Raw genomic sequence first — 8,989 nt, 5'->3', positions numbered from 1 at the left:
ACGCGGTTTGTCGGCTATTTTTCTGTGCGTTCAAGGACAGTAACACTCTCAACATGTGTTGTCTGTGGGAACTGGTCCACCGGTTGGATCGGTTTCGTAACGTGGTAACCATGATCCGCAAAGCGCTGAATATCTCGAACTAAAGTGGCTGGATTACACGACACATAAATAACCTTCTTCGGTGCCATCTTGCCAGTTGCTTCAATCAAGCTTTCTGCCAGGCCCTTCCGTGGCGGATCCACGATAACGACATCCGGCTTTAGTCCTGCTTCTTGCCACTTAGCAAATTGCTCTTCTGCCTTGCCAACAACAAACTTGGCATTCTTAATCCCGTTCCGCTTGGCATTGTGCTTAGCATCATCAATTGCCGCCGGAACAATTTCTACCCCATACACTTGCTTGGCGTTCTTGGCCACTGCCAGAGAAATCGTTCCGATCCCACAGTAAGCATCAATCACGGTTTGTGATCCATCCAAGCCAGCATTGTCGATGGCAGTTTGGTACAGTCGTTCTGTTTGTTGCGGGTTAACCTGGTAGAACGACAGCGGCGAAATGGCAAAATCAATGCCCAGCAACTGATCATGAATTTCAGGAGCACCCCACAAAGTTTTATTCTTATCACCAAGCAAACGGTTCGTCTTCTTGTCGTTCAGGTTCTGCACAATTGACTTGACCTCTGGCACACCAGCAACGATCCCATCAACAATCTGGTCAGCCATTGGCAACCGTTTAGTATTCGTGACCAGGACTACCATCACTTCATGACTGTAGTATCCCCGTCGTACCATTACCGTCCGAATTACACCCTTGCCAGTTCGTTCATCATATGGTTGAATGTGGTACTTTCGCAGCAAGTCACGAACAACAACGACGGCTTCGTCAATCTTCGGATCTTGAATATAGAAGTCCTCAATTGGGACCAGCGTGTGGCTTCCCCGCTTGTAAAAGCCGGTTTGTAATTGTCCATGAATTAACTTTACTGGTACTTGAGCCTTATTGCGATAGTGATATGGCTTGTCCATCCCCATCGTCGGTGCTACCTCAATGTCAGCTAAGTGCGCTTTCTCCAGCAACTCCTTGATCTGGTGCTGCTTAAACTTCAATTGCGCTGCATACTTAAGATGCCCTAGCGGTGCAATCCCGGTTTGAATATATTTTTTATCCTTAACGTTAACACGGTCAGGACTCTTGCTTTGCCATTCCATGACGCGGCCCCAGGCAAAATGGCTAGCAACTTTAGTAATCCGCACCGTAATTTTTTCGCCTGGTAAAGCGTTGGGTACAAATACTGGAAAGTCATCAATTTTGACAACCCCGTTACCTTCGTATGTCAAATCAACCACTTTAGCTGGGTATTCTTCATTTTTATGTACTGGAATGTGTAATTTCAACCTTATTCCTCCATTAATCTCGTAATAAACTTCTCCTATTATAAACAAAAGCGTGAGTTAAGGCGAGCCAGAAATTTATAAATAATAAATAGCCGTCAACTATGGTGATACCTCATATCTCATGCATAGTCATCCTACTATTGTCATTCTTCCTTGACTAATACATGCATATGCATCTATAATCTTATTCGAAGTTAAATGCATATGCATGTATCTTAAGGAGGAATGATTTATTATATCTATTACAAAGCGGCAACGAACTTTAATTGCCATTATCCTATTGCTTGCTTCATTTATTAGTCTGATGAGCCAGACGATGGTGGTAACTGCCATTCCAGTTATTCAAAATGAATTGCAGCAACCATTAAACCTTGTTCAATGGCTGACAACTGGTTATACCTTGGTGCTTGGAATCACCACTCCTCTCTCAGCTAATCTTTACGAACGTTATAACAATCGGCAACTGTTCTCTGGAGTCCTAGCAATCTTTATTGTGGGTACACTATTGGGATGTGTCGCTCCGAACTTCCTATGTTTATTAATTGCCCGCTTAATTCAAGCGGCAGCTGGTGGCGTATTGATTTCTTTCCAAATGACAGTACTGGTCTCTATTTATCCACCAGAAAAAAGAGGAACAATTATGGGATTGTCATCCCTCGTCATCGCTTTTGGCCCAGCTATTGGTCCAACCCTCGCTGGGGTCACGATGAAGTTTTGGGGGTGGCGCTCAATTTTTTGGGTTGTTTTACCTTTCATGATAATAATTTGGTTAACCAGTTTTGTAGTAATGCCCGTGTTTACTCATGCCCATCCCATTAAACTCGATAAATTATCTATCTTGGAATTAGTCATTGGACCAGGACTATTTTTAGCTAGCTTTTCCTTTTTTGATCACCAATTGGTATTAGGTTGCTTGATGCTGGTAATTGGAGTTATAGTATCAATAGTTTTCTATAAGCACCAAGCAAATTTAGATACTCCTCTTTTGGACTTCACTGTCTTTAGATATCGTCCTTTCCGCTTAATGCTCATTGCAGGAACTTTTCTATTCATGACTCTTCTCAGTGCTGAACAGATGATTTCTGTCTTTGCCCAAAATAGTCTGCATGTTTCAAGTATGACAGCGGGGCTAATCCTATTTCCCGGGGCATTTTTAGATGCTATTACTGGCCTGATTGTCGGCCGCTTGTACGATCGCATTGGTGTCAACTTAGTAGCAATTCCAGGGCTTATTTTATGTATTCTGACCACTATTCCAACCTTATTTATTACCGATCATATTTCGCTGGTCAGTCTGACATTGCTGTATATTGGTCGAATGGTGGGAATTGGGATGGCATTTGTCCCAACAATGTCTGAATCTTACCTGCACATGCGCAAGGAAGATATTGGTCAAGCAACCGCATTGAGTAATGCGTTGCGTCAAATGGCCGGAGCACTAGCGGTAACAATGGTAGTCGTGATTAGCGATGTACCTAGCAATCCAATTTTGGGGATGCGCTGGTCAATGGGCATCACTTTACTTTTTGCTATCCTGTCATTAGCCGGCTGCTTAATCTATTCCAGTCAGAAAGGATTGAAACAACAGTAATGCAAGAAGATTTTGTCGGTCAAGTCGCGATTTTGAACGCATTAATCCGCCGTCGATTAGACCATTTATTACACTCTCTGGGCTTGTCAGAAATTAATTATTTCTATTTAATGATCATTGATAAAACCCCCGGTATCAGTCAAGCCGGTTTAGCAGAACGGATTATCCGTGATCAATCCAGTATTACTCGCCAGGTCGATCGCTTAACAAAACAAGGTTGGCTTGAAAAGCGGCGGTCCGCTTCAGATGGTCGTCAAACTTTACTATTTCTCACTAGTCAAGGTAAAAAGGTAATTCCACAAATTCATGCGATCACTGAGCAGGTCAATGAAGAAGCATTGTCGTCATTTGCACCTGAGCAACGTGAGAAATTTCAACAATGGCTATATAATACCCGACAAAAATTTATCAACTAAACAGACAAAGAAGCAATCAGTACCACATTGGTGCCGATTGCTTCTTTGTTTAGTCTTTATTAATAAAGAAAAGAGACCCAATGATTGGCCTCTTTCAATCTTAATTCTGTTTTTGATCCTTAATCTCATCGACACCCTTAACGAAGTCCTTCTCGACACGCTTAAAGTCTTCAGACTCAGTAATTGCATCATCAGGGATTTCATCCAGGTTGGCAACGACTTCGAGATGTTGCTTCAAATTATGGAACTGCATTGGTGCATCGCCACCATATTCACCATCAAGGTTAATCATCAGGCGATCTGCTTTATCCAATGGCTGTAAGTCAACATTCGCTGCTTTTGCATAAATGATCCGAGGGTCTTCCAAGTGATTTCCTTGAAGGGCCTTGGCCATTAAGCTCATCATATCAACCAAACTGCTCTTCTTGACAATGATCATCGTGAATTTACCGTCATCCAAAGCAGCATCTGGCACAATTTGCTCAAAGCCACCAACAGAATTGGTCAAGGCTAACAGGATCATCGAAACTTGACCTTTGTATTCATGATCATCATACTTAATTTTCATTTCAACCGGCTTGATTCGAGGAAGCAGTTCGGCCCCCTTTGCGAGGTACGCTGCATAGCCGAATAAGGACTTCATCTGTGAAGGAACGTCGTAAGTCAGTTCCGTTAACGTCCCACCAGCCGCAATGTTCATAAAGTATTTGTCACCAGCTTGGCCAATATCAATCTTGAACTTCTTGTTCTTACGCAAGATCAACTTAGCTGCAGCAATCGGATCATCACGCGGAATCCGCAATGCACGAGCATAGTCATTCGTCGTCCCTGCCGGAATGATTGCTAACGTGGGCCGGTGTTCTAATCCGGCAATCCCGTTAACAACTTCATTGAGCGTTCCATCACCACCAGCAGCAACGATCAGATCAAAGCCCTCTTCAGCAGCCCGTTTTGCTTCATTGCGTGCAGAATTAGGCGCAGGAGTTGTCGCAAAGGCACTGGTTTCATACCCCGCCTTTTCATAGATTGACAGGATATCAACAAGGTACGTGCGTAACGCTTCCCGACCCGAAGTTGGATTATAAATAATTCGAGCACGTTTGCGCATGACTATCCCTCCTGTTTATTGAGCGTCTAATGACTTCTTTAGTAATTTAGTAACCACTTGTGGGTTAGCCTTACCACGGGTTTGCTTCATAATTTGACCCATTAAGTAACCAACAGCCCGGTCCTTACCGTTCTTGTAGTCTTCGATGGATTGAGCGTTGTTAGCTAAAACATCGTCAACGATTGGTTGCAATTGAGCAGGGTCAGATAATTGAACTAAACCATGTTCCTTAGCGTAGGCGTTTGGTTCTTCACCATTCAAAATTCCCTTGAAGACCTTCTTAGCCATCTTGGAGGAAATTGTCCCGTCATCAATCAACTTAACCATGCCAGCCAAGTTAGCTGGGGTCAACTTAGTATCAGGCAGGTCAACGTGGTTATCATTCAAGTATGAGTTCACATCGTTCATCAGGTAGTTAGCAACCCGCTTTGGATCGCCACCATCCTTAACTGCTGCTTCAAAGAAATCAGACATTTCCTTGGTCTGGGTCAGAACCATGGCATCGTAATCAGTTAAGCCTAGATCCTTAACGTAATGTTGACGACGTTCACCAGGCATTTCTGGCATTTCAGACTTAATTTCGTTAATCCAGTCATCGCTAACGTTCAAATCAGGAATATCTGGTTCTGGGAAGTAACGATAATCATCGGAACCTTCCTTGGTCCGCATGGCAACAGTAGTTCCAGTTGGTTCATCGTAACGACGGGTTTCTTGGGCAATCGTGCCACCAGACAAAAGAACGTTTTGGTGACGCTTTTCTTCGAATGCTAATGCTTTACGGACGTAGTTGAAGGAGTTAATGTTCTTCATTTCCGTCTTAGTACCAAACTTATCGGAACCGATTGGCCGGATCGAAATGTTAGTATCAACCCGCATCGAACCTTCTTCCATCTTAACGTCAGAAATCCCGGTAAATTGGATCCGTTGACGAAGAGCTTCCAAGTATGCAACAGCTTCATCTGGAGAAGCAATATCAGGCTTAGAAACAATTTCAATCAAGGGAGTTCCCTGACGGTTCAAGTCAACGTAAGAATACTTACTGGTGTGCGTGTTTTTACCGGCATCTTCTTCGATATGCATTTCTTCGATCCCGATCTTTTTCTTCTTACCGTTGACTTCAATTTCAATCCAACCATCGTGAGCAATTGGTGTTTCAGATTGGGTAATCTGGTAAGCCTTTGGGTTATCTGGGTAGAAGTAGTTCTTCCGGTCAAAGTGCATGTGGTGGGCAATTTGAGCATGCAGAGCTAATCCTGCCATGATACCATCACGAACAACACCCTTGTTTAAGGTTGGCAGGACACCAGGATATCCCCAATCGATGACGTTAGTATTAGTGTTAGGCTTGTCACCATATTCAACTGGTGATGGACTATAAATCTTGGACTTGGTCTTTAATTCAACGTGAACTTCTAGACCGATAGTTGTTTGAAAGTTCATCTTAGTTTTGACCTCCTAACTTAGGTGCTTTCTTGTGAACATCAGTGGTTTGTTCAAAGACGTAACCAGTGTTGTAAACTGTTTGTTCGTCGAAGGCCTTACCAATGATTTGAAGACCAACAGGCATCCCGTTCTTAGCTGAGAATCCAGCTGGAACAGACATTGCAGGTAAGCCGGCCATGTTAACTGGAACAGTCAGCACATCGTTCATGTACATGGTTTGTGGATCATCAATTTCAGCACCAATCTTGAATGCTGGGGTAGCACCAGTAGCACCGACAATCACATCATGATCCTTGAAGACATTATCAAAGTCTTGGGCCATTAGGCGACGAACCTTCGCTGCCTTATTGAAGTAGGCATCGTAGAAACCAGCTGAAAGTGAGAAGGTCCCCAGCATAATCCGCCGCTTAACTTCTTCACCAAAGCCTTCTGTCCGTGAACGAACATAAACATCTTCAATGTTCTTAACATCTTTAGCACGGAAGCCATAACGAATACCATCGTAACGTTGTAAGTTCGATGATGCTTCAGATGATGCCAGAATGTAGTAAGCTGGAACACCGTACTTAGTGTGTGGTAAGGAAACTTCATCCACAATTGCCCCTAAGGATTCAAGATGGTCAAGGGCAGCCTTGATGACGTCATGAACATCATCGTTGATCCCTTCAAAGTATTCCTTTGGTACGGCAATCCGCAGACCCTTAACGTTGGTATCATCATTCAGTTGAGCAGCCCAGTCTGGCACTTCCTTGACTGAAGAAGTCATGTCGTGAGGGTCGTTCCCAGAAATCATGGCCGTTAACAGAGCATTATCCTTAACAGTCCGGGTTAACCAACCAACTTGGTCAAAACTAGAACCGAAAGCAATGATTCCCCAACGAGAAACACGGCCGTAAGTTGGCTTCATCCCAACAACACCGTTAAATGAAGCTGGCATCCGGATAGAACCACCAGTATCAGTTCCAAGAGCACCAAGGACATCGCCGGCGGCAACAGCAGCAGCGGAACCACCTGAAGAACCACCAGGAACACGGGTAAGGTCCCATGGGTTGTGCGTTGTGAAGAATGCAGAGTTTTCAGTTGAAGACCCCATCGCAAATTCATCCAGGTTAGTCTTCCCAACATTGATGAAGTTGTTAGCATTCAACTTTTCAATAACAGTAGCATCGTAAACAGGGTTAAAGTTTTCTAAAATCTTGGAAGCAGCGGTCGTCCGCAAGCCCTTGGTTAAGATGTTATCCTTAACAGCCAATGGAACACCTGCAGTTAATTGATCGTCTTGAATACCAGCAGCGTCGACTTCAGCAGCCTTCTTCAAAGCGGCTTCCTTGTTCATTGTTAAGAAAGCCTTGACTTGATCATCATTAGCTTCAATGTGGTCAAAGGTTTCCTTCGTTAATTCGGTAGCACTGATCTTCTTGTTTACTAAATCAGCATGTAATTGAGATAGATCGGTTTGGTAGAAATCCATTATTCGCCGTCCTCACTTTCGTCAATGATTGCTGGAACACGAATGTAACCATCATCAGTATCTGGTGCATTCTTCAACAATGCATCGGTTTCTTCCTTAGAACTCTTAACGGCTTTGTCTTCACGCATTACGTTAACGCGATCAGTAGCTGAAGTCATTGGTTCAACGTTATCTGTGTCAACTTGCGTCAAATCTTCGAACATATCGATAATGTTGCCTAATTGAGTGGTAAACTTACCGAGCTCATCTTCAGGGAATTCAAGTTTGGCAAGTTCAGCAACGTGTTTTACTTGTTGCTCAGTGATCTTACTGGCCATTCTCTCTACCTCTTTTCAAGAAATTATGTCTACATACATTTAATCATTCTAGCACAGAATTGTCCTGTATTTCAGCAATTAGGGTGAAGAAAAGAGGATGACTTGCTAGCCATCCTCTTTTGTCGATCATGATTTAATTAGTACGATTCAAAAATGTGCGTTTGCCACTTATCGGAACCATTATTCCGGTAAACAACGGATTGCATCTGGGAATCAGATTGAATCTTAATGTCAATTGGAATCCCACTTGGCAAGTACTTCTTAGCAGCCCGTGCAATATACTGTGTGAAGCTGTTAATTTCCGTTTGACTGTAGAACTGTGTTGTCACCGTGATGTGCATCCCCGTCAAGGACTTACCATCATATTGAGCTTGCGCAGTCACACCAGAAACATTCGGGAAGAAGTTCTGTACCTGACTCTTGAAGTTTGAGAAGTTATCATTGTCAGTTTGGTTAGATTCAGTCGTACTGTTATTCGTCCCATTAGCCTTTGGCAGAACAGCAGTCTTGTAATCCAAGTCATGCCAGCTACTAATGGAGTCACCATTGTTCTTGCTGTAAGCAAAGAAACTGCCACCAACTAAACTATCATCAGGAGCCTGTTTGTACAGAGCAATAACAATTGGGACGTCTTTTAATGCTGGATTTTGACGCAGACGCTTTAAAACCTTTTGGGCCGCAATTTCACCCTGACGATGAACCTCATCATTGGAGATGTTCTTCGTGTAATTTGGTCCATCAGTCTTCTTTTGGTAATTGTATTCGGAGTTAATCCCAATCCCAATCGTAACGCCCTTCAGCTTCATTGAATTACCACTTTCTTGCATGTAATCCTGTTCTTCAATTTGCTGAACGTATTCTGGATTTGGATTGCTCTTCTTACCTTGGGCAGGGTTCAATCCTTCAGGGTTCTTCTTGGTCTTCCGTCCTAACCAGTTTTCAACAGTATTGGTGTCTAAGTACTGACCTTCTTGGAAGATGTAGCTCTTGGTGGAGAATACCCGTTTGGAAACTTGGGTTAAGCCACTTTCAAAGCTCTTTAAGTTATAGGGATTACTGTTCTGGCCAGTGTTAACACCCCGCGCCTTGCTGACCCGGTAGTGTCCCTTGTGGATCACCCCTTGATAATTACCCGCACCAGATCCGGTCGTGCTGTAATCCTTGGATGATGATTTTCCACATGAAGCCAAAACGATTGTTGACATCAGAAGCACAGTGCTAATGATGACCTTTTTCCACTTGGTTTTCACGA

The 8,989-nt window shown here is 43.4% G+C and carries 8 protein-coding genes; 2 read left to right on the top strand and 6 right to left on the bottom strand.

What is annotated here, in order from left to right:
• Positions 1–14: 14 nt before the first annotated feature.
• Positions 15–1,391, bottom strand: coding sequence for a 23S rRNA (uracil(1939)-C(5))-methyltransferase RlmD (gene rlmD / locus FD27_RS03155; protein WP_057749380.1), 1,377 nt, complete (start codon positions 1,389–1,391; stop codon positions 15–17).
• Positions 1,392–1,671: 280 nt separating this feature from the next.
• Between rlmD and FD27_RS03150 the strand changes: the two genes are divergently transcribed.
• Positions 1,672–2,982: an MFS transporter gene (locus FD27_RS03150; RefSeq protein WP_083482682.1), complete on the top strand. Its 1,311-nt coding sequence runs from the start codon at positions 1,672–1,674 to the stop codon at positions 2,980–2,982.
• On the top strand, positions 2,982–3,398 hold the full coding sequence (locus tag FD27_RS03145; RefSeq protein ID WP_057749373.1) for a MarR family winged helix-turn-helix transcriptional regulator: 417 nt from the start codon (positions 2,982–2,984) through the stop codon (positions 3,396–3,398). The genes FD27_RS03150 and FD27_RS03145 overlap by 1 nt, the downstream gene beginning before the upstream one ends.
• Positions 3,399–3,498: 100 nt before the next feature.
• On the opposite strand, the gene FD27_RS03140 is transcribed toward FD27_RS03145, so the two are convergent.
• From FD27_RS03140 to FD27_RS03120, 5 genes are all read right to left on the bottom strand, one after another.
• The gene (locus FD27_RS03140) at positions 3,499–4,506 is read right to left on the bottom strand and encodes a diacylglycerol kinase (protein WP_057749370.1); all 1,008 of its coding nucleotides are present in this window, start codon (positions 4,504–4,506) and stop codon (positions 3,499–3,501) included.
• A 15-nt stretch (positions 4,507–4,521) separates the two neighbouring features.
• Positions 4,522–5,946 carry an Asp-tRNA(Asn)/Glu-tRNA(Gln) amidotransferase subunit GatB gene (gatB, locus tag FD27_RS03135; protein WP_057749367.1) on the bottom strand — a complete coding sequence of 475 codons (1,425 nt, stop codon included), beginning with the start codon at positions 5,944–5,946 and terminating at the stop codon, positions 4,522–4,524.
• Between the two features lies 1 nt (position 5,947).
• Positions 5,948–7,420 carry an Asp-tRNA(Asn)/Glu-tRNA(Gln) amidotransferase subunit GatA gene (gene gatA / locus FD27_RS03130; protein ID WP_057749364.1) on the bottom strand — a complete coding sequence of 491 codons (1,473 nt, stop codon included), beginning with the start codon at positions 7,418–7,420 and terminating at the stop codon, positions 5,948–5,950.
• The gene (gene gatC / locus FD27_RS03125; RefSeq protein ID WP_057749361.1) at positions 7,420–7,737 is read right to left on the bottom strand and encodes an Asp-tRNA(Asn)/Glu-tRNA(Gln) amidotransferase subunit GatC; all 318 of its coding nucleotides are present in this window, start codon (positions 7,735–7,737) and stop codon (positions 7,420–7,422) included. Before gatC ends, gatA begins: the two co-directional genes overlap by 1 nt.
• Before the next feature lie 137 nt (positions 7,738–7,874).
• Complete coding sequence (locus tag FD27_RS03120; RefSeq protein WP_057749358.1) at positions 7,875–8,987, bottom strand: CamS family sex pheromone protein; 1,113 nt, start codon at positions 8,985–8,987, stop codon at positions 7,875–7,877.
• Between the last annotated feature and the right edge of the window lie 2 nt (positions 8,988–8,989).

This window comes from Limosilactobacillus frumenti DSM 13145, from assembly GCF_001436045.1.
Lineage (GTDB): Bacteria > Bacillota > Bacilli > Lactobacillales > Lactobacillaceae > Limosilactobacillus > Limosilactobacillus frumenti.
Note: the sequence above shows the minus strand (reverse complement) of the source record. Positions and strands in the feature narration are given on the sequence as shown.